Origin of the sequence: Bacillus sp. 1021, assembly GCF_014534735.1 — a bacterium.
Taxonomy (GTDB): Bacteria; Bacillota; Bacilli; order Bacillales; family Bacillaceae; genus Bacillus; species Bacillus siamensis.
This window is the reverse complement of sequence record NZ_JACVSR010000002.1, coordinates 352,984-373,358: the sequence shown is the minus strand read 5'-3', so window position 1 is coordinate 373,358 and position 20,375 is coordinate 352,984. Positions and strand designations below refer to the sequence as shown.

Here is a 20,375-nt window from a genome sequence, read left to right as displayed (position 1 = left end):
TTTCATTATGCAGTCAGCGCAATGATGATCGGCAGTGAGATTAGAGATAAAATCGCACTGATCACGAACGCAGACGCAGTTTCTTCCTCTTGTTTTTCGAAACGTGTGGCAATCATCGCCGCTACCGCAGATCCAGGGAATGCAACAAGCAATACCGCTTTTGTGATCTGGTCAGCCGGAAGTCCGACTGCAAGAGCGATCAAGTACATCAATGCAGGCTGAACGGCAACTTTTAACAAAGCGATACCGAAAGCCGGCACACTGAGCTTGATGTTGCGGATACCGACAGTTACACCGACGGCGAAGAGCGCAACACCTGATGTTGTGCTTCCGAGCTGCTCAAGCATTTTATCGCCGAGCTCAGGAAGACTTACACCGAACAGCACAAGGATGATACTGATAAGCGGTGCAGCCGCAAGCGGTTCAGAAAGACCGTGAAGAATAGACTTACCAGTCATTTTCCAGAAATTCTCATTTTCACTGTCTTGCTTCTTAGATGACTCACCGACAGTAGCGATAATGATCGCAATCGGATCAAGCATGGCGTTAACCACGATACCCGTTACGGCAATAGGAATCGCTACTTCGTTTGCGCCGAATAAGCTTCCGAGTACAGGAATACCCATAAATGCAAATGTCGGCTGTGCTGAGTTTAAAGAAAATACAGATGAGTTCGTTAAATCATACTTAAAGATGAATTTACAAACCAGCAGAATGACGATATAGAATCCGACGATCCCGATGATCAAAGCGATCATTAAAGGAATCTGTGTTAAAAACGCACTTCTTGAAGTGGTTAAAATACTGGCGATAAAATGCGCCGGAAGCGCGTACTTCGTAACTAAGGTGCTTACCCCTTTTGCTGACTTCGCGTCATAACTTCCGAAGCGACCTGCGAACCAACCCAGCACGATCACGAAAAAGATCGGTGCCAGGAGGATTAAAATATCTAAGAAGCTCAAAATATTCTCCTCCAAATCCTTAATGTCCGTATACTTTAGCCTTTATATAAAAGCTTTCCCTCGGACTGTAAAATTAATCGTAAAATTATTTAGCTACAACTTGTTTGTATTGCGGTTTCCACATTGCATCAAGAACGGCTTGTTCTACATTTTCAGGAATGCGGTTTGCCACGCCTTCTTTAATTGCAGTTTCTGCTACGGCGATCGCAACTTTAATTGAAACTTCTTGTAAGTCGCTCATGCTCGGCAGAAGACCTGCACCCGGTGTTTCAAAATCAACGCTTTCTGCGATTGCGTCAGCAGTTGCCGCAAACATTGCAGGAGTAATCACTTTCGCTTCTACAACGATTGAACCGAGGCCAAGTCCAGGGAACGCGAATGCGTTGTTAGATTGTCCGATTTCATGAGAAACGCCATTGTACTCAACATTGTCAAACGGGCTTCCTGTTGCCACAAGAACTTTACCGTCAGTCCATTTGAAAAGATCGCTAGGAACGGCTTCAGCAAGCGGTGTCGGGTTAGACATCGGCATGATGACCGGACGCTCAACATGTTTTGCCATTTCTTTTACGATTTCTTCACTGAATGCGCCGCTTTGGCCTGAAGTACCGATTAAGATCGTCGGTTTTGCTTGACGGATCACTTCAATGAAAGGAATTTGTCCATTTTCATCGCGTTTCCAATCTTTAATTTCTTCAGCTGTGCGCAGGTACGGCTCTTGGAAATCAAGAATGTTTTCCATACCTTCAACTAACAGGCCTCTGTAGTCCATTGTGTAGAATGCTTTGTTGGCTTCTTCTTCAGAAAGACCGGCAAGCACCATAGTGTCGCGGATTTGGTCAGCGATTCCGATTCCGGCAGATCCCGCACCGAAGACAACCACACGCTGATCTTTAATAGAAGCACCTGTTTTCTTCATAGCTGCAAGCACACCTGCAAGCGTAATCGCACCAGTACCTTGAATATCATCGTTGAAAGTAAGAATTTCATGATTGTATTTCTTCATGATATTGCGCGCGTTTTTGTTTCCAAGGTCTTCCCAGTGAAGAAGAGCTTTAGGGAAATATTTAAGCGCAGCTTTTACATAAGCGTCAATGAAAGCTTCGTAACGTTCGCCTTGGATACGTTCATGGCGGTTACCGATGTATAAAGGATCGTTCAGAAGTTTTTCATTGTTCGTACCGACGTCAAGAACGACAGGAATAACACGGCTTGGATCAATACCGGCAGCGGCTGTGTATACAGCTAATTTACCGATGGCGATGTTAATTCCGCCTACACCCCAGTCACCGATTCCGAGGATGCTTTCTGAGTCTGTCGCAACGATCAGATCAATATCGCCGGCAGTGGCATGAAGGTTTTCAAATGCTTCTTCAATGCCTTCCACATTGTCGATAGAAAGGTAAATCCCTTGAGGTCTTCTGTACTCATGGCTGTATTCTTGAATCGCTTCACCTACAGTCGGTGTGTAAACAACCGGCAGCATTTCGCGAAGATGGTTTTGAAGCAATTTAAAGAAAAGAACTTCGTTACGGTTTTGCAAATCATTCAAATATACGTTTTGGCGAAGGCGGTCCGGCTGAGCCTGAAACTGCTCGTATGCGCGTTTAGCCTGTTCATCAAGAGACAGAATTGTCGGAGGAAGCAGCCCGTCTAATCCAAGGCTTTTTCTTTCCTCTGCTGAAAACGCAACGCCTTTATTTAAAGTAGGGATAGATAGAACTTCTTTTCCTCTTAAAGTAGTTTCTAAGTTGCCTTCCTTCGTTACTTTAATATTATTCAAGAAAATCTCCTTCTTTCTTCAAATAGTTAACAAAGTTAAGTAATTACCCAATTTGGTTAATGTGATCGCGATCTGCTATATCTTTTTTTGACAATTATTCGAACAATGTCTCATAACTATTTACATTACTTAGTCATTTTATGCCTGTAAAAATGAAAATTCAAGAGATGAAAATTACTTAATTTTTTCATACTCTTTTTTAAGTTATTTAACTACAATATTTGAAAAAACGTCAAAAAAACACCGGAAGTTTTACCGATGTTTTCATGAAAAGGATTATTTATCAGTCTGTTTTTTCGGCACTTCGTGATGATGCCTGCATCTCGCTTCGTATGACTCTGATGCGCCGACTAAAATGACCGGGTCATCATAGGAAGCGGGCTTCCCGTCAATTAAACGCTGCGTACGGCTTGCCGGCGACCCGCAGACAGAGCATACCGCCTGCAGCTTCGTTACCGATTCGGCAACCGCCATCAGATTCGGCACAACGCCGAACGGCTCTCCGCGGAAATCCATATCAAGTCCGGCCGCGATGACACGATAGCCTTTATCGGCAAGCCGGGATAAGTCGTCAATGATCGATTCGCCGAAAAACTGCACTTCATCTACCGCGATGACGTCCGTGCTTTCACTGATATGATCCCATATTTCAGCCGAAGACGAGATGACGTGGCTTGTCATGGATGTGCCGTTGTGGGAAACGACGGCTTCCTCACTGTAGCGATTATCAATGGCAGGTTTGAATACCTTAACCTCCTGCTTCGCATATGTCGCTCTTTTCACTCTGCGGATCAGCTCTTCTGATTTCCCAGAGAACATGCTGCCGCATATCAGCTCAAGCCATCCGCTTTGCTTCATTATGTACATAGGCTATCCGCTCCCCTTTTTTCCTGTTTATAGACATAAAAAACAGGCAAGAAGCAATTCTTGCCTGCCTGTAAAATCTATTATTACTTAAGACCGTATTTTTTGTTAAAGCGATCAACACGACCATCAGCAGAAGCGAATTTTTGACGTCCAGTGTAGAATGGGTGGCATTCAGAGCAAATCTCAACGCGTACCTCTTCTTTTACTGAGCCTGTTTCAAATTCATTTCCGCAAGCGCATTTAACTGTTGCTTTTTTGAAATTAGGATGAATTCCTGCTTTCATTGTATCCATCTCCTTCCGCCCTGAATCCCATGTGGAAACAGAGTTATTATTCCGGAGCGAATCCGGAACGCATATGAGAGAATTATATCAGTCATTTACTGCATTTGCAAATACATTTTTTATCAGCGGCGGGCTGATGATGACAGGTTCGCCTGCTTCCATTCTTGGTTGATCAGATCGAAGAATTCCTGATTTGTTTTCGTTTTTTTCATTTTTCTCATAAACTTCTCTGCGAAGTCCGGAGAATCAGACATCGACTTGCGGATCGCCCATAAACGGTCAAGATGCTCTTTCGGCACGAGCAGCTCTTCCTTCCGTGTACCGGAGCGGCGGATATCGATCGCCGGGAAAATCCGTCTTTCCGCAAGAGAACGGTCAAGGTGAAGCTCCATGTTGCCCGTTCCTTTAAATTCTTCATAGATGACGTCATCCATCCGGGAGCCCGTGTCTACGAGTGCCGTCGCTAAAATGGTCAGGCTGCCGCCCTCTTCAATGTTTCTCGCGGCACCGAAAAAGCGCTTCGGACGATGGAATGCAGCCGGGTCAATACCGCCGGAAAGCGTACGTCCGCTTGGCGGGATAACGAGGTTGTAGGCGCGTGCCAGGCGGGTAATGCTGTCCATCAGGATGATAACGTCTTTTTTGTGTTCAACGAGACGCATCGCCCGTTCAAGCACAAGCTCCGCTACCTTGATGTGATTTTCCGGCACTTCATCAAACGTGGAGCTGACGACATCGCCCGCTACGGAACGTTCGATATCCGTTACTTCTTCCGGTCTTTCATCAATTAAGAGCACGATCAATTCAGCGTCAGGCTGATTTGTCGTAATGCTGTTAGCGATTTCTTTTAACAGCATGGTTTTACCGGCTTTCGGCGGCGCCACGATCAGACCGCGCTGGCCGAAACCGACAGGAGCCATCATATCGAGAATTCGTGTAGAGAGATAATTCGGTTTCGTCTCAAGCACCATTTGGCGGTCGGGATAAAGCGGAGTCAGCGCAGGAAAATGAACGCGCTCCTTCGCGGATTCCGGATCATCGCCATTTACCGCTTCAACGTGCAAAAGTCCGTAATAGCGTTCGTTCTCTTTCGGCGGGCGCACCTTGCCGGAAACTTTGTCACCGTTTCTTAAATCAAAGCGGCGGATCTGGGAAGCAGAAATGTAGATGTCTTCTGAGCTTGGCGAGTAATTAATCGGTCTGAGGAAGCCGAACCCTTCCGATTGGATGATTTCGAGCACACCTTCCATAAACAGAAGATCCTCCTGCTCGGCGTTGGCTTTCAGTATGGCAAAGATTAATTCTTTTTTGGTCAGTTTGCTGTAATAGGAGATTTTATAATGTCTTGCCAGTTCGTACAGTTCTTTTAATTTCATATTTTCCAAAGAGGAAATAGATACGTCTTTCATAAAAAACACCACGCTTTTCATAGTCAATGTATTGCTGTTTTCATTCAAATCGGCTGCTTTGCATGATTCCGCCAAAGCACATTCTTTTATAAAACATTCAGGAACTTCTATCGGTAACACTTCCACCCATGATCGGCGCTTTTTTTAAAAAGGATTGTCTTAATGAGTTTTGAAGGAAGCGAGGACAAAAACTTGAGAAGATCAATATTTATATCGTCTATATGCGGTAGAATTTGAAAATTTCCCAGTACTCAAAAGAAGGAATGACACAGAAAAATCGCAGCACTCTTTATTTTTACCTCATTTTAAAAAATTATTCAACTTAAATAATGCTTTGACATATAAATGATAGGGTTGACTCTTTTTTGCAAAAGAAAAGCGGGACGGAAAGTCCCGCTTTTCTCTATTTATGGCCGGATCACAAGATTTGGTTTTTTCTTCAGGCTGTGTCTTCCGTCAACGAATCGGACCGTTCCTGATTTCGCCCGGATAACCAGACTTTCGGTCGTGCCGACTGTGCCTTTGAACTGAACGCCTTTCAAAAGCTCTCCGTCCGTTACGCCCGTTGCCGCAAAAATGGCGTCGTCCCCCCTCACAAGGTCCTCCATCCGGAGCACTTTGGAGACATCGAGGCCCATCCGCTCACAGCGGGCTTGCTCTTCCGCACTTTGCGGCAGAAGCCTGCCGATGATTTCACCGCCGAGCGCTTTTAACGCAACGGCAGACAGCACGCCTTCAGGTGCCCCTCCTGAGCCGAAGAGAATGTCTACGCCCGTATGGTCAAAGGCCGTATTGATGGCGCCCGCGACATCACCGTCGTTGATCAGTTTGATTCTGGCGCCGGCCTCACGCAATTCAGAGATGATTCTTTCATGTCTGTCGCGATATAAAATGGTTGCCACGACATCTTCAATGTCTTTATTTTTCGCTTTCGCAACAGCTTTTAAGTTATCAATGACAGGAGCTTCGATATCGATGCAGCCTACCGCTTCAGGTCCAACCGCAATTTTTTCCATATACATATCAGGAGCGTTCAGCAGTGTTCCATGGTCAGCGACCGCGATCACCGTCAGCGCATTCCAGCCGCCGCTGGCTACGATGTTAGTGCCTTCAAGAGGATCGACGGCGACATCGACGCGGGGGCCGTATCCGTTTCCGAGCTTTTCGCCGATGTAAAGCATCGGCGCTTCGTCCATCTCGCCTTCCCCGATAACGACCGTTCCTTTCATCGGCACCGTGTCAAACACGTCACGCATGGCGCTTGTCGCCGCATCATCGGCTTCATCCTTTTTCCCGCGGCCCATCCATCTGGCAGATGCTAAAGCCGCCGCTTCAGTAACCCGAACCAATTCCATTGATAAGCTTCTTTCCATTTCAACACGATCTCCTCTCAAAAGTCCGCATTTCTATGAATTTTGGAGCTGTTCTATCTCTTCGTCCGTCAGCCTCTGCCGCCAGATTGTGGCGCCCAGACCTTCGAGTTTTTTCTCAAGATTGCTGTAGCCGCGGTCCAAATGCTCAAGACCGGTAATTTCCGTTACGCCGTCGGCCATCAGCCCTGCTACGACCAGACAAGCGCCTGCACGCAGATCGCTCGCCTTTACTTTTGCGCCCTGCAGCTCGGCCGGACCGGTGATAATCGCCGACCTGCCTTCCACTTTCATGTTGGCCCCCATCCGTCTCAGCTCATCAATATGCTTAAATCTGGCCGAGTAGATGGTGTCAGTCACGACACTCGTGCCGCCCGCTCTCGTTAACAGAGAGGTCATCGGCTGCTGAAGGTCAGTCGGGAATCCCGGGTAAACAAGCGTTTTTACGTCGACCGGTTTTATCTGCTTCTGCCCGCCGAGCATAAGAAGCTGGTCGTCACTCGTCTCGATGTGAAAACCCATTTCCCTGAGCTTCGCCGTCAAAGACTCCAGGTGGGTCGGTATGACATTATCAATAATGACTTCTTTCCCCATCGCCGCGCCGGCGATCATAAAGGTGCCCGCCTCAATTCTGTCCGGTATGATGGTATGTCTGCACCCGTGCAGCTCTTTCACGCCGTCGATTCTGATCACATTGGTTCCCGCGCCTTTTATCTTTGCGCCCATGCTGGTGAGCAGTGTGGCAACATCAATAATCTCAGGTTCCTTGGCGGCGTTTTCTATCACGGTTTTTCCTTCAGCGAGCACAGCGGCAAGCATGATATTGATCGTCGCCCCGACGCTGACGACATCTAAATAAATCCGTGCGCCTCTCAGCCTTTCGGCGCGCAGATAAATCGCGCCTTGTTCATTGGTGACTTCAGCCCCAAGCGCCTCAAACCCTTTTATATGCTGGTCAATCGGCCGAGGCCCGAGATGGCACCCGCCCGGCAGTCCGATGACCGCCTGTTTGAAGCGGCCGAGCATCGCGCCCATTAAATAATAAGAAGCACGGAGTTTTTTCACTTTGCCGTTGGGAAGCGGCATGCTGATCATCGGTGAAGGGTCCACGACCATTTCTCCTTTTTCAAAATGGACGTTTCCGCCGATTTCTTTCAGCAGGTCACGCAGCGTTTCAATATCTGAGATCTCCGGAAGCCCTTCGATCGTTACTTCGGAATTTGCCAGAATGGTTGCGGGTATCAATGCGACGGCGCTGTTTTTCGCACCGCTGATATGTACGGTTCCGTTTAACGGATCGCCGCCGGCAATATTCAACTTTTCCATGATAGTCTCCTTCCATAAGAAGATAGCTGCGGAGCATAAATAAAATGGCATTTTATTCTGTCTCTGCAAATAAAGCTCTTGTCCAAAATGTAGCCAATTCGAAGAGAAAGAATACAAGGACATTATAAAATAACAGGAAGAAAATAGCGAAGCTTTACGGGGCATTTTTTACACAGGATGCACAGAGACCCGCCGGGTTCACATTCCGGGGAACTTTGATATGAAGGCCCGCCGTCAAACAGGAAATAGGGTGCGGCAAACGGATGCAACCGGTTTGCCGCCCATTACACCCTTATTTATTCCAGTCTGCCAAAAATTGCTCAATGCCTTTATCCGTTAACGGATGTTTTGTCAGCTGGTGAATGACTTTCAGCGGCATCGTACCGATATGTGCACCGCGCAAAGCCGCTTCAGTCACGTGCTGCGCATGACGGATGGAAGCTGCGATGATTTGTGTATCAATGTCATGAAGGTCAAAAATCTGTCTTACTTCTGAAATCAGGTCAAGGCCGTTATGGCCGATATCATCCAGGCGGCCTAAGAACGGAGATACATAAGTCGCTCCGGCTCTTGCGGCTAAAAGCGCCTGGTTGGCGCTGAAGATGAGCGTTACGTTTGTTTTTATGTTCAGGTCGCTCAGCGCTTTTACGGCTTTTAACCCTTCAGACGTCATCGGGATTTTCACCGTGATATTCGGCGCGATTTTCGCAAGTTCTTTACCTTCTTCAATCATTTCTTCAGCATTCAGGGAAATGACTTCTGCGCTTACTGATCCGCTCACGACTTCCGTAATTTCACGAAGTCTGTCATGGAAAGTCACGTCAGCTTCTTTTGCTACTAAACTAGGGTTTGTCGTCACTCCGGCAAGAACGCCAAGTTCGTAAGCTTCTTTAATCTCGTCAATGTTTGCTGTATCAATGAAAAATAACATAAGGAAAGCCTCCCCAGTAATAAGTTTTCAGAACTGTAAAACATGATTGCGCTTTCTAAAGGTAAGACATAAAACCGCCTGGCAATGCTGTCAGGCGGTTTATGGATGTTACACCGGATTAAGCTTGGTTTGAAGAACCGAACTCACGCATTTTACCGATAACCGTTTCTTTGATCGCTTCACGAGCAGGTCCAAGATATTTACGAGGATCGTATTCGTCCGGCTTAGCTGCCAATGTTTCGCGGACAGCTTTTGCAGAAGAAATTTGGTTTTCAGTGTTTACGTTGATTTTAGCCGTACCAAGTGAGATTGATTTTTTAATGTCGGCAGTCGGAATTCCTGTACCGCCGTGAAGTACTAACGGAAGGCCGGTTGATTTGCCGATGTCTTCCATTTCTTTGAAACCGAGGTTCGGTTCGCCTTTGTAAGGGCCGTGAACAGAACCTAATGCAGGTGCAAGGCAGTCGATGCCAGTGCGCTCTACAAGTTCTTGACACTCTTTAGGGTCAGCATAGATTACGCCTTCAGCGATAACGTCATCTTCCTGTCCGCCGACAGTTCCGAGCTCAGCTTCAACTGAAACGCCGTGGAAATGAGCAAGCTCAACCACTTTAGATGTAGTTGCTACGTTTTCCTCAAACGGATGGTGAGATGCGTCGATCATTACAGAAGTGAAGCCTGCATGAATCGCTTTCGCACAAGATTCAAAGCTTGAACCGTGGTCTAAGTGAATGGCAACAGGTACTGTCACTTTGTATTCTTCCATAAGAGCTTTAACCATGGCAACGACTGTTTTGAAGCCGCCCATGTAGCGTCCCGCGCCTTCTGAAACACCTAGAATAACCGGGGATTTTTCCTCTTCTGCTGCTTGTAAAATAGCTTGAGTGAACTCAAGGTTATTTAGGTTAAATTGTCCAACAGCATATCCTTTTTCTTTAGCTGTATTCAACATTTCCGTCATTGAAACTAAAGGCATGTCGAAAGTCCTCCTTATGTAGCCTGATTTGCTTCTTCTCGAAAAAAGCTTTCCACCCTATAGCATGACCATAAAAACCTGTCATATGTAAAACAACAGATCGCTTTTTCTCCATCTCTAGGATACCAACTTTTCGACAAATCGGCAACACAATGACATAATTGTTTCTAATTTTATTAATTCGATTTTAGAGGTAAATACTTTTTCACCGCGTCTCTGATCTCGTCAATGTCGAAAGGTTTTGCAAAATGAGTCAGCGCTCCGAGCTCTTTTGATTCCTTAATCATATCGAGTTCTCCGTAAGCGGTCATAATAATGACGCGGATGGAGCCGTCGATCATTTTCATGCGTTTGAGAATTTCGATTCCGTCCATGCCGGGGATTTTCATATCTAAAAGCACAAGATCCGGCCGTTCTTTCGTTACGATGTCCAGCGCCTGTATGCCGTTGGCGGCCTGAAACGTCTGGTACCCTTCTTTATGAAACACTTCATTGAGCAATATACGTATACCGTATTGGTCATCTACGATTAAAATCTTTTCATTCATCATTTTACACCCCAATATTATCATTTTCGTCAAAAGGAAGCAGTTGTTAATGTATTCTGTTTGATTTTCACATTTCCTTTAATTATAATAGTCTACTTTCCGACATTTTCTGAGCATTTTCTCTTTTGTTGTATACTGTTCTTGTAAGTGTAAAGGAGGTTTCACTCATGTTAAAGATCTTTACGACGCAGCTTGCAGGCATTTTTTCCCGCATTCAGGATAAGGAATCTGAAGCAATAGAAGACGGCGCGCGGCTGCTGGCTCAGGCTGCCGTCAGCGGCCATTCCATCTATTTATACGGCGCAAATGAGATGCAGGGCATTTTGTGCGAGGCGGAACTCGGTTCTGAACCGCTGCCTTCGGTCAAGGCGTTTCCGGATACAGCTGATTCGATTACAGAAAGCGACAGGGTGCTGATGTTCTGTTCAGGCCCGGGTACGGCTGAAGAACAGGCGCTGGCAAAAAAGCTTTATGAAAAAGGGATCGGCCTTGTGTGCGTGTCTCCCGTCATCAAGGATCAAACCGGGATTGAGGCATTTTGTGATGTTCATATTGACAGCAAATTAAAAATGCCGCTTCTGCCCGATGAAGACGGAACAAGATACGGCTTTCCTTCATTAATGACAGGCCTGTATGTCTATCACGCACTGTCCTTTACATTAAAGGAAATGGTGCAGGAATATGACTGATGAAGAAAAAAGACTTGCCGCTTTTAACGGAGGCAAGTCTTTTTTTATTACTTCTGTTCGGCAGCTTGTACGGAAGCGCCGATAAAGTCTTTGAATAAAGGCTGAGGTCTTGTCGGTCTTGATTTGAACTCAGGGTGGAATTGGCAAGCGACATACCAAGGATGGTCTTTCAGCTCGATAATTTCCACAAGGCGGCCGTCAGGGCTTGTACCTGAGAACACAAAACCGTTCTCTTCCATTTGCTGTCTGTATTCATTGTTGAATTCATAACGGTGGCGGTGGCGTTCGTATACCACTTCATCCGCATATGCTTCGAAAGCTTTCGTGTCTTCCTGAAGCTTACAAGGGTACAGACCGAGACGAAGCGTTCCTCCGAGATCCTCGACATCTTTTTGTTCAGGAAGAAGGTCAATGATCGGATAAGGAGTGGACGGATCGATCTCCGCAGAGTGAGCCCCTTCCAGACCTAATACGTTTCGTGCATATTCAATGGATGCAATCTGCATACCGAGGCAAATGCCGAAGAACGGAATTTTATTTTCACGCGCGTACTTGGCGGCGATGATTTTCCCTTCTACACCGCGGTCTCCGAAACCGCCGGGCACGATGATTCCGTCTGTGCCGTCAGTCAGCTCTTGAATATTGCTTTCCGTCACTTCTTCGGCGTTAATCCATTTGATCTTCACATCAGCGTCAAACGCATAGCCCGCGTGGCGCAGTGATTCAACGACTGAAATGTAAGCATCTTGAAGCTCGACGTATTTTCCGACGAGACTGATTGTAATGGTTTTAGACAAGTTTTTCACTCTTGTGACAAGGTCTTTCCATTCCGTCATATCCGGATCTTTGCACTCTAATTTCATATGATCGCAGACAAGCTTATCGAGTCCCTGCTCCTGAAGGTTAAGCGGGATGGAGTAAAGGTTGTCCGCATCTTCACATTCAATAACCGCTTTCGTGTCAATATCGCAGAAGAGCGCGATTTTATCTTTCATATCTTGAGAAATCGGCATTTCTGTGCGCACGACGATGATATTAGGCTGAATGCCGAGGCTTCTCAGCTCTTTTACGCTGTGCTGCGTCGGTTTTGTTTTCAGCTCGCCCGCCGCTTTGATGTACGGAACAAGCGTACAGTGAATGTACATTACGTTTTCATGGCCGATGTCGCTTTTCATTTGACGGATGGCTTCAAGGAACGGAAGGGATTCGATATCTCCCACGGTTCCGCCGATCTCAGTAATGACTACATCTGCATTTGTTTCTTTGCCGGCGCGGTAAACGCGGTCTTTCAGTTCATTTGTGATATGCGGAATGACCTGAACCGTTCCACCGAGGTAGTCCCCGCGGCGTTCTTTCTTCAATACAGCAGAGTAGATTTTACCGGTCGTCACATTGCTGAATCTGTTCAGATTAATGTCAATGAAACGCTCGTAGTGCCCTAAGTCAAGGTCAGTCTCAGCGCCGTCATCGGTTACGAACACCTCACCGTGCTGGTACGGGCTCATCGTTCCCGGGTCAACGTTGATATAAGGGTCAAATTTTTGGATGGTGACGCTCATGCCTCTGTTTTTCAACAGGCGGCCCAGTGATGCTGCCACAATTCCTTTTCCGAGTGAAGATACAACTCCCCCGGTTACAAAAATATATTTCGTCATTTCGTTTGCTCCTCTCTTCGGTCTGCGCTACATTCTTTAAAATGTGCCGTTTTATAGAAAATCATTTCACTAAAAACAAATGATGTATAAAAGAATTTGGGAGATGAAAATAAGAAAGCTCCCTTTCAATTTCTTGAAAGGGAGCGTAGCACTCTTATGAATTCTCTTCTTTTTGAAGAGCCCAAAATACATACTACATAGTTCGACAATGAAAGTCAAGATCGTTTTGCTGCTATGAAATCAGCGTTTTTGATCCTCGTCTTCATCCTCATCATCTTCCTCATCTTCTTCAAGCATATCCTCTTCGATCTCAAGATCGTCGTCATCTTCTTCATCGTCGATATCTTCGTCGTCAAAGCTGTCTGCTTCAAGATCAATATCTTCTTCCAATTCATCGAGATCGATGTCATCTTCATCAACTTCCTCGAATTCGTCAAGATCAAGATCTTCCTCAACGGCTTTTTTCGCTTTTTTCTTTTTCGCTTTTACAGTCGGCTGTGTTTCTTCGTCCAGCTGATCGTACGGATACCAGCTGCGAAGCCCCCAAGTCTGATCTGACAGAGCAATAAAGCGGCCGTCAATGTTGAGGTCGGTATAAAATTGGGCGATGCGGTCACCCAGTTCCTCTTTCGTAACACCGAGCAAGGAAGTAATTTCATTCAGCAGCTCCTGGAACGGAACCGGTTTTTTATGTTCTGAGAAAATTTCGTGAGCGATTTCAACTAAAGCCATCTGCTTCAGCTGTTCCTGAGAATATTGTTTGATACTCAAGGTCGGACACTCCCTTTCTATTACTTATATGTATCTGTTTCTATCCTATAATAAGAACGATTTTGTATTGTTTTGTTCATAAACCATACCTCTCATTATAAACAAATTAAAACAGAATATGCTACCCTTAACAGTGTAATTTAAGAAATTTTAGAGGCGTCCCTTCATAATTCGGCCGATGTGCGAAAACAAAGCCGCCGGCATATGCGCGGGCGGCCTGCTTCTCTCTATGAAGACTCTTGTTTTTCCGTACCGAATACAGACATGGCGAGCAATTCACTGACATCATAAGTGCCGATCGCGTCTTCGGCTTCTTTCGCTTTTGTACCGTCACCGAGCATGGTCAGGCAGTAAGGGCAGCCGGAGCTGATGACCGTCGGGCTGACAGAAAGCGCCTGCTCAGTCCGGGCCGTGTTGATTCTCACTCCCGTTTCTTCTTCCATCCACATGAGGCCTCCCCCGGCGCCGCAGCACATTCCGTTTTCGCGGCTGCGCTCCATTTCCTTCAATTGAACGCCCGGGATGGCTTTTAAGATCGCTCTCGGCGGCTCATACACTTCATTGTATCTGCCTAAATAGCATGAGTCATGGAAGGTGATCGTTTCATTCACCGGATGAAGCGGTTTTAGTTTCCCCTGCGACACCAGCTCGGCTAATAATTCAGTATGATGATAGACTTCAGCCTGGAATCCGAAATCCGGATATTCATTTTTGAACATATTATAGGCGTGCGGGTCAATCGTGACGATTTTTTTGATTCCGTGTTTTTCAAATTCGCCGATGTTGTGTTCCGCCAGCTCTTGGAACAGAAACTCGTTGCCTAAACGGCGCGGCGTATCGCCTGAGTTTTTTTCTTTATTGCCGAGTATCGCAAAGGATACGCCCGCTTCATTGAGCAGTTTTGCAAATGAGACGGCGATCTTTTGGCTTCTGTTGTCATAAGAACCCATTGAACCGACCCAAAACAAATAATCAAACTCTTTCTCTTGTTTTTTCATTTCTTTCACTGTCGGAATCTCTGTATCCGTCTGCTCCCGCCAGTTTTCCCGCTCTTTCCGGTTTAAGCCCCACGGGTTTCCCTGTCTTTCAATGCTTGTCATGGCCCGCTGCGCATCGCTGTCCATCTTCCCTTCCGTAAGCACAAGATAGCGGCGCAGATCGATAATTTTATCAACGTGTTCATTCATGACCGGACATTGATCTTCACAGTTGCGGCATGTGGTGCACGCCCAGATTTCCTCTTCCGTAATGACCTCGCCGATTAAGCTCGGGTTGTAGTCAATGGCTGCCGCCGCGAGCTGATTCGCCTTCGTATGCTGAAAAACGGGCGCGGGCACCCACGGAGATTTTGATGTCACGGCAGCGCCCTTTTCCGTCAGGTGGTCTCTCAGCTTTAAGATGAGATCCATCGGTGAAAGCATTTTGCCCGTACCGGAAGCAGGACACATATTTGTACAGCGGCCGCATTCGACGCAGGCATAAAGATCGACAAGCTGGGAGCGGCGGAAGTCTTCAATCTTTCCGACACCGTAGCTTTCTTTCGTTTCATCGGTGAAATCAATTTTTTCCAGTTTCCCTTTTGAATCCAGCCTGCTGAGGAACACATTCGCCGGACCCGCAATTAAGTGTGCATGCTTTGACTGCGGCACGTACACTAAAAAGCTGAGCAAAAACAACAGATGAAGCCACCATGAAACATAAAACACGGCGGCTGCGGCCGGTGCTGAAAGACCGCCGAGCACAAACGCAATGGAGGAAGCGATCGGCTCCGTCCAGGACAAAGAATGATCGTGCCATAAAAGGTTCATGGCGTTCCCGAGAAGCACCGTCACCATCAGTCCGCCGATGAACAGCAGGACAAGCCCCGCTTTAAACCCGCGTTTCAGTCTGACGAGTTTTTCAATGTAGCGCCGGTAAAACGCCCAAACCACAGCGATTAAAATAAGAAACGTGACGATTTCCTGAAAAAAGGTAAAGGCCGGATAAAGCGGGCCGAACGGCAAATGCCGGTCGGGAAGCAGCCCTTTCAGAATAAAATCAATTGCGCCGAACTGAACGAGTATAAATCCGTAAAAAAACAGAACGTGGATGATTCCGCTTTTTTTATCTTTCAGCAATTTTTTCTGTCCGAACACATTCACCCATATCATTTGCAGACGTTCTTTCAGGCGTTTATCAAATTCTTCCCTTTGGCCGAGCTTAATATAAGCGATCCTCGTTCTGATCAGGTAAATGAATAAATAAACGGCGTAAGCGGTTACAGCTAAGAACAGCAGCGCGTTTACCATGAGAAAAGCGTTCATCTTGTCTCCCCCTTTGTTCTGATTCCCCTCTGCATTGTCATATCTTTACTTTATCATAAATAATGAATGAGTGTTCAGTCAATAATTAAATTCGCATTCTCAGGGCACACTACGGATACTTCGGAAAGGAGCGTCGGTATGAAGGTCTTTATTGTGTTGCTTATCATTTTTATCATTTTAATCGCACTTATGCTGTTTGATATGCTGCTCGGCCGGGCGGCGTACAAAAAACAGGCGTATGAGCCCGTTTTTGACCCGAAAAAGAGTGATATCAGACTCATTCACTGCGGCGGCGAGCTGGTGCAGCAAATGACGGCCGATATCCGCCAAGCCGTCTCTTCTATTCATATGATGTTTTTTATTATGAAGAACGACCAAGTCTGCCTTGATATGTTTCATTTATTGAAAGAAAAGGCGCAGGCCGGCGTCTCCGTATATCTGCTGCTTGATTGGGCGGGCAGCCGCCAAGTGAAAAAGCCTTCTATTCAAACGATGAAAAAAGCCGGCGTTCACGTTCATTTTCTGAACAAACCCGGATTTCCATTTCTTTTTTTCAGGCTGCAAAAACGGAATCACCGGAAAGTAACCGTCATTGACGGCAAAATCGGCTATGTAGGCGGATTCAACATCGCGGAAGAGTATCTCGGCAAAAAAGCGAAGTTCGGAAACTGGGAGGATTATCATCTGCGGATGACCGGCGAAGGCACGGCGGATCTCCAGACTCTTTTTTTAAGCGACCTGAAACGAAACACCGGAAAAACACCCGAGTCACCCGAGGTTTATCCGCCGTTGCCGGAAGGGAATATCTCTCATAGGACATATGCGTCGGACGGTTTTTCGCTTGAATCGCATTATGAAAACTGCATCCTTAAGGCGGAGAAAAAAATCATAATCGGCACGCCTTATTATGTACCGAGCAAAAGGCTTCAAGCAGCGCTTATTGCAGCCTGCCGAAAAGGCGTCAAAGTCACTTTGATCGTGCCGATGAAGTCAGACCATCCGCTCGTTCGGGAAACAGCGTTTACCTATTATCCCGAGCTTTTGAAAGCAGGCTGTCTCATCTACCGGTATTATCAAGGCTTTTATCACGTCAAAGCCTTCATTATAGACGACCGCATCAGCATTATCGGTACGCCGAACTTTGATAAACGGAGCCTGTTCTTGAATGAAGAAGTGAATGTCATCATTAACGATGAGGCCTTTACGGAAGAAGTGCTCTCAACCATAAAGCAGGACATCGAAAAATCCGAGCTTCTCACATTAGAAAAAGTGAAACAGCGCTCCGTCAGACAGCTTCCTGCAGAATGGCTGGGAAAAGCCATATCTTATTTTTTATAAAGGAGAAACCATATGCTGTTCAGATTCGGTTTCGTTTCAAACGCCATGTGCCTTTGGGACGCATCCCCCGCCAAAACCTTAACATATGCGCGCTATACAAAACTTTCACCCGGCGAGCGGAAAGAAGCCCTGCTTTCTGTGACGAAAGCAAATCTTACCAATACGCTGCGCACCCTCCACTATGCGGTCGGACACGGCATCCCTTTGTACAGGTTCTCAAGCTCGATTGTGCCGCTCGCCACGCACCCGGATGTACTGTGGGATTTTGTCACGCCGTTTCGCCAGGAGTTCCGTGAGATCGGCGGGCTGGTCAGAAAATATGATCTCAGAACGAGCTTTCACCCGAACCAATTCACCCTTTTCACAAGCCCGAAACGGGACATTACCGCTAATGCGGTCAAGGATATGGCCTATCATTATGACATGCTGGACGCCATGGGCATCGCGGACTGCTCCGTCATTAACATTCATATCGGAGGCGCTTATGGCGACAAACAAAGCGCGCTTGACCGTTTCGGCATGAATCTGAAAGAACTCCCCGATGTCATCAAACAGCGGATGACTTTAGAAAACGATGATAAAACGTATACATCTGAAGAAACACTCAGTGTATGTGAACAAGAGGGCATTCCGTTTGTGTTTGATTATCATCATTTTTACGCCAATCCGACCGATGACGCTGATTTAGATGACATTCTCCCGCGGATGATGAAAACGTGGCAGCGGATCGGCTTAAAGCCGAAGGTCCACCTCTCCTCGCCAAAATCAGAATCAGCCGTGCGCAGTCATGCGGACTATGTGGATGCGAATTTTATTCTGCCGGTGCTGGAGCGGTTCAGACAATGGGAGACGGATATCGACTTTATGATTGAAGCGAAAGAGAAAGACCGGGCGCTGCTTCGGCTCGTCGAAGAATTAAGCGCTATCCGCGGAGTCAAACGCCTGGCGGGAGGCGTGCTGAGGTGGAAAGCATAACCAGGTTTATCACCGGTTTATATGGGGAATTTCCGAAATAACAGATCATCAGACGGAGGAGAAAACATATGAAAAATATAACATCTTTGAAAATAGCCGCTAAGAAGTTCACTTTACGAAACATGCTTCAGCTTTATCAGCTTTGCAACACGGGAGGCCACGAGCTGTATATCTACTCTAAAAAAACGATGTGCAAAATCAAAGACATCATCGAACTGGAAACGTTCAGAATGGCGCATAAAGAACAAGAATATTTAATTGTAGTGGAAGGAAAGAAAGCGGTGCAGCTCATTGACCGTTTCAAACATATCATCGAACCTGCGCATAAAGAAGCCCATTAAATACGGACTACATAAAAAAGGATAGACAGGAGGCGCCTCGGCCCCCGTTCGTCTATCCTTTTTCTATATTAATGAATCAGTTCGCCGAATTGCGCCTGATGGAGTCTTTGGTACATGCCGCCGGATGCCAGAAGTTCCTTGTGGTGCCCTTGTTCGGCGATGCCTTCTTTCGTGACGACGACGATCCGGTCCGCATCCTTAACCGTAGCCAGCCGATGGGCGATTACAAGTGTCGTGCGGCCTTCAGAAAGTTCCTGCAGAGACTTTTGAATGGCGGCTTCCGTCTCTGTATCGAGAGCCGATGTAGCCTCATCCAAAATTAAGATCGGCGGGTTTTTCAAAAACATTCTGGCGATGGAAAGCCGCTGCTTCTGTCCGCCTGACAGCTTCACTCCGCGTTCGCCGATCACCGTGTCTAAACCGGCAGGATACCCGTTTACCAAATCCTCTAAATGCGCCTGGCGGACGGCCTGCCAGATTTCTTCCTCGGACGCGTCCAGCCGTCCGTAAGCAATGTTTTCCCGCAATGTGCCGGAAAACAGAAAGACATCCTGCTGGACGACGCCGATTTGTCCGCGCAGAGATGACAGCGTCATGTCTTTAATATCAATTCCGTCTATGGAAATCGCGCCTTCAGACGGTTCATAAAAACGCGGCAGCAGACTTGTCAGCGTTGATTTCCCCGCTCCCGAAGGCCCGACAAATGCAACCGTCTCCCCCGCTTGAATGGACAAATTAATACCGGACAGCAACGGATTGTTTTCTTCATAGCCGAATGACACATGATCATAGCGGATATTCCCTTTTAAACCCGACACATGTTTCGCATTCGGGGCATCCTTGATGTCAGGCTCCGTTTCCAGAATTTCCATAAAGCTTTTAAAACCGGCAATGCCTCGCGGGTACATCTCAATAATCGCGTTGATTTTATCAATCGGACGGAAGAGAACGTTTGTCAACAGCACGAAAGCGACGAATTCCCCGTAGGATAATGATCCGCGGATGACAAACCATGTGCCGCACAACAGGACGAACAGCGTGACGAATCTTGTCAGCATGTAACTGATTGAGCCGTTTTTCGCCATGATTTTATATGACGTCAGCTTTGTTTTGCGGAAACGCTGATTGTTCACGTCAAACCGCTGCTGTTCAAACGCTTCATTACTGAAAGCCTGGACAAGGCGGATGCCGCCGATATTGTTTTCGACCCTCGCGCTGAAATCCCCGACGTCTTTGTTCAGTTTTGTAAATGCAGAGGTCATTTTTTTATTGAAATATAAAGCGAGCCAAATGACGACCGGCATGATGATAAACGTCAACAGCGCGAGCTGCCAGTTAATGAACAGCATGACGCCGAACGCGCCCAAAATCGTCATGATGGCGATAAACAGATCTTCGGGCCCGTGGTGGGCGGTTTCTCCGATATACATCAAATCATTGGTGAGCTTGGACATTAAACTGCCCGTTTTATTGTTATCGTAAAATTTGAAGGAAAGCTTTTGCAGATGGTCAAAAAGCTTTTTCCGCATATCGGTTTCAATGTTAATGCCGAGCATATGGCCCCAATACGTCACAACATACTGAAGTGCCGAGCTGAGGGCGTAGACCCCGAATAAAGCAGCGGAAGTCAAAATAATCAGACTCCAATCCCGGCCCGGGAGCAATGTATCGATAAAGTAATTGACAATCAGAGGAAAACTCAGCTCCATCAATCCGCCGGCAATGGCAGAAAAGAAGTCGAGAAAAAACAGCTTTTTGTACGGTTTATAATAAGAAAAAAATTGTCGCAGCACGATTCCGTCCTCCTTGTGCCTCGTTCCTAATGATAATATTTCTCAATTATACTA

The 20,375-nt window shown here is 46.6% G+C and carries 18 protein-coding genes and 1 pseudogene; 4 read left to right on the top strand and 15 right to left on the bottom strand.

Going from position 1 to position 20,375, the window contains the following annotated elements; all coding sequences use genetic code 11:
* Positions 1 to 5: 5 nt before the first annotated feature.
* The 11 genes and pseudogenes from ICW23_RS08475 to spo0F all read right to left on the bottom strand — a co-directional run bounded on the left by ICW23_RS08475 (position 6) and on the right by spo0F (position 10,459).
* Entirely contained in the window at positions 6 to 962 is a 957-nt protein-coding gene (locus tag ICW23_RS08475; RefSeq protein ID WP_049627577.1) for an AEC family transporter, read from the bottom strand.
* An 85-nt stretch (positions 963 to 1,047) separates the two neighbouring features.
* Positions 1,048 to 2,745 carry an oxaloacetate-decarboxylating malate dehydrogenase gene (malS, locus tag ICW23_RS08470; RefSeq protein ID WP_016937624.1) on the bottom strand — a complete coding sequence of 566 codons (1,698 nt, stop codon included), beginning with the start codon at positions 2,743 to 2,745 and terminating at the stop codon, positions 1,048 to 1,050.
* Positions 2,746 to 3,021: 276 nt separating this feature from the next.
* The gene (locus ICW23_RS08465) at positions 3,022 to 3,612 is read right to left on the bottom strand and encodes a thymidine kinase (RefSeq protein WP_016937623.1); all 591 of its coding nucleotides are present in this window, start codon (positions 3,610 to 3,612) and stop codon (positions 3,022 to 3,024) included.
* Between the two features lie 83 nt (positions 3,613 to 3,695).
* Entirely contained in the window at positions 3,696 to 3,896 is a 201-nt protein-coding gene (gene rpmE / locus ICW23_RS08460; protein ID WP_003151132.1) for a 50S ribosomal protein L31, read from the bottom strand.
* Positions 3,897 to 4,018: 122 nt separating this feature from the next.
* Positions 4,019 to 5,305: a transcription termination factor Rho gene (gene rho, locus ICW23_RS08455; protein ID WP_003151107.1), complete on the bottom strand. Its 1,287-nt coding sequence runs from the start codon at positions 5,303 to 5,305 to the stop codon at positions 4,019 to 4,021.
* 66 nt (positions 5,306 to 5,371) lie between these two features.
* Positions 5,372 to 5,511: pseudogene (locus ICW23_RS18945) on the bottom strand (hypothetical protein); the annotation flags it as partial.
* 201 nt (positions 5,512 to 5,712) lie between these two features.
* Entirely contained in the window at positions 5,713 to 6,678 is a 966-nt protein-coding gene (glpX, locus tag ICW23_RS08450; RefSeq protein WP_016937621.1) for a class II fructose-bisphosphatase, read from the bottom strand.
* A 33-nt stretch (positions 6,679 to 6,711) separates the two neighbouring features.
* A complete protein-coding gene (locus ICW23_RS08445) occupies positions 6,712 to 8,001 on the bottom strand; it encodes a UDP-N-acetylglucosamine 1-carboxyvinyltransferase (RefSeq protein ID WP_016937620.1) in 1,290 nt (429 codons plus the stop codon).
* Positions 8,002 to 8,293: 292 nt separating this feature from the next.
* Positions 8,294 to 8,932 (bottom strand): fructose-6-phosphate aldolase, encoded by a 639-nt coding sequence (fsa, locus tag ICW23_RS08440; RefSeq protein ID WP_016937619.1) that lies wholly within the window; start codon positions 8,930 to 8,932, stop codon positions 8,294 to 8,296.
* A 118-nt stretch (positions 8,933 to 9,050) separates the two neighbouring features.
* A complete protein-coding gene (locus ICW23_RS08435) occupies positions 9,051 to 9,908 on the bottom strand; it encodes a class II fructose-bisphosphate aldolase (RefSeq protein WP_016937618.1) in 858 nt (285 codons plus the stop codon).
* A 176-nt stretch (positions 9,909 to 10,084) separates the two neighbouring features.
* Entirely contained in the window at positions 10,085 to 10,459 is a 375-nt protein-coding gene (spo0F, locus tag ICW23_RS08430; RefSeq protein WP_095241197.1) for a sporulation initiation phosphotransferase Spo0F, read from the bottom strand.
* A gap of 164 nt (positions 10,460 to 10,623) precedes the next feature.
* Here spo0F and ICW23_RS08425 point away from each other — a divergent pair, with 164 nt between their 5' ends.
* Positions 10,624 to 11,145, top strand: a complete 522-nt coding sequence (locus ICW23_RS08425; protein ID WP_016937616.1) for a DUF2529 domain-containing protein — start codon at positions 10,624 to 10,626, stop codon at positions 11,143 to 11,145.
* A gap of 47 nt (positions 11,146 to 11,192) precedes the next feature.
* Here ICW23_RS08425 and pyrG read toward each other — a convergent pair whose 3' ends face one another.
* The 3 genes from pyrG to ICW23_RS08410 all read right to left on the bottom strand — a co-directional run bounded on the left by pyrG (position 11,193) and on the right by ICW23_RS08410 (position 15,874).
* Positions 11,193 to 12,800, bottom strand: coding sequence for a glutamine hydrolyzing CTP synthase (gene pyrG, locus ICW23_RS08420; RefSeq protein WP_016937615.1), 1,608 nt, complete (start codon positions 12,798 to 12,800; stop codon positions 11,193 to 11,195).
* A gap of 240 nt (positions 12,801 to 13,040) precedes the next feature.
* Positions 13,041 to 13,571 carry a DNA-directed RNA polymerase subunit delta gene (gene rpoE, locus ICW23_RS08415; RefSeq protein ID WP_016937614.1) on the bottom strand — a complete coding sequence of 177 codons (531 nt, stop codon included), beginning with the start codon at positions 13,569 to 13,571 and terminating at the stop codon, positions 13,041 to 13,043.
* 227 nt (positions 13,572 to 13,798) lie between these two features.
* A complete protein-coding gene (locus ICW23_RS08410) occupies positions 13,799 to 15,874 on the bottom strand; it encodes a (Fe-S)-binding protein (RefSeq protein WP_188154340.1) in 2,076 nt (691 codons plus the stop codon).
* Between the two features lie 138 nt (positions 15,875 to 16,012).
* On the opposite strand from ICW23_RS08410, the gene cls reads away from it, so the two are divergent.
* From cls to ICW23_RS08395, 3 genes are all read left to right on the top strand, one after another.
* Positions 16,013 to 17,212 carry a cardiolipin synthase gene (cls, locus tag ICW23_RS08405; protein ID WP_016937612.1) on the top strand — a complete coding sequence of 400 codons (1,200 nt, stop codon included), beginning with the start codon at positions 16,013 to 16,015 and terminating at the stop codon, positions 17,210 to 17,212.
* Between the two features lie 12 nt (positions 17,213 to 17,224).
* Positions 17,225 to 18,187, top strand: a complete 963-nt coding sequence (gene uvsE / locus ICW23_RS08400) for a UV DNA damage repair endonuclease UvsE (protein ID WP_188154339.1) — start codon at positions 17,225 to 17,227, stop codon at positions 18,185 to 18,187.
* Between the two features lie 68 nt (positions 18,188 to 18,255).
* On the top strand, positions 18,256 to 18,528 hold the full coding sequence (locus ICW23_RS08395) for a hypothetical protein (protein ID WP_188154338.1): 273 nt from the start codon (positions 18,256 to 18,258) through the stop codon (positions 18,526 to 18,528).
* Positions 18,529 to 18,596: 68 nt separating this feature from the next.
* Here the strand turns inward: ICW23_RS08395 and ICW23_RS08390 are convergent, their stop codons facing one another.
* Entirely contained in the window at positions 18,597 to 20,321 is a 1,725-nt protein-coding gene (locus ICW23_RS08390; RefSeq protein WP_188154337.1) for an ABC transporter ATP-binding protein, read from the bottom strand.
* Between the last annotated feature and the right edge of the window lie 54 nt (positions 20,322 to 20,375).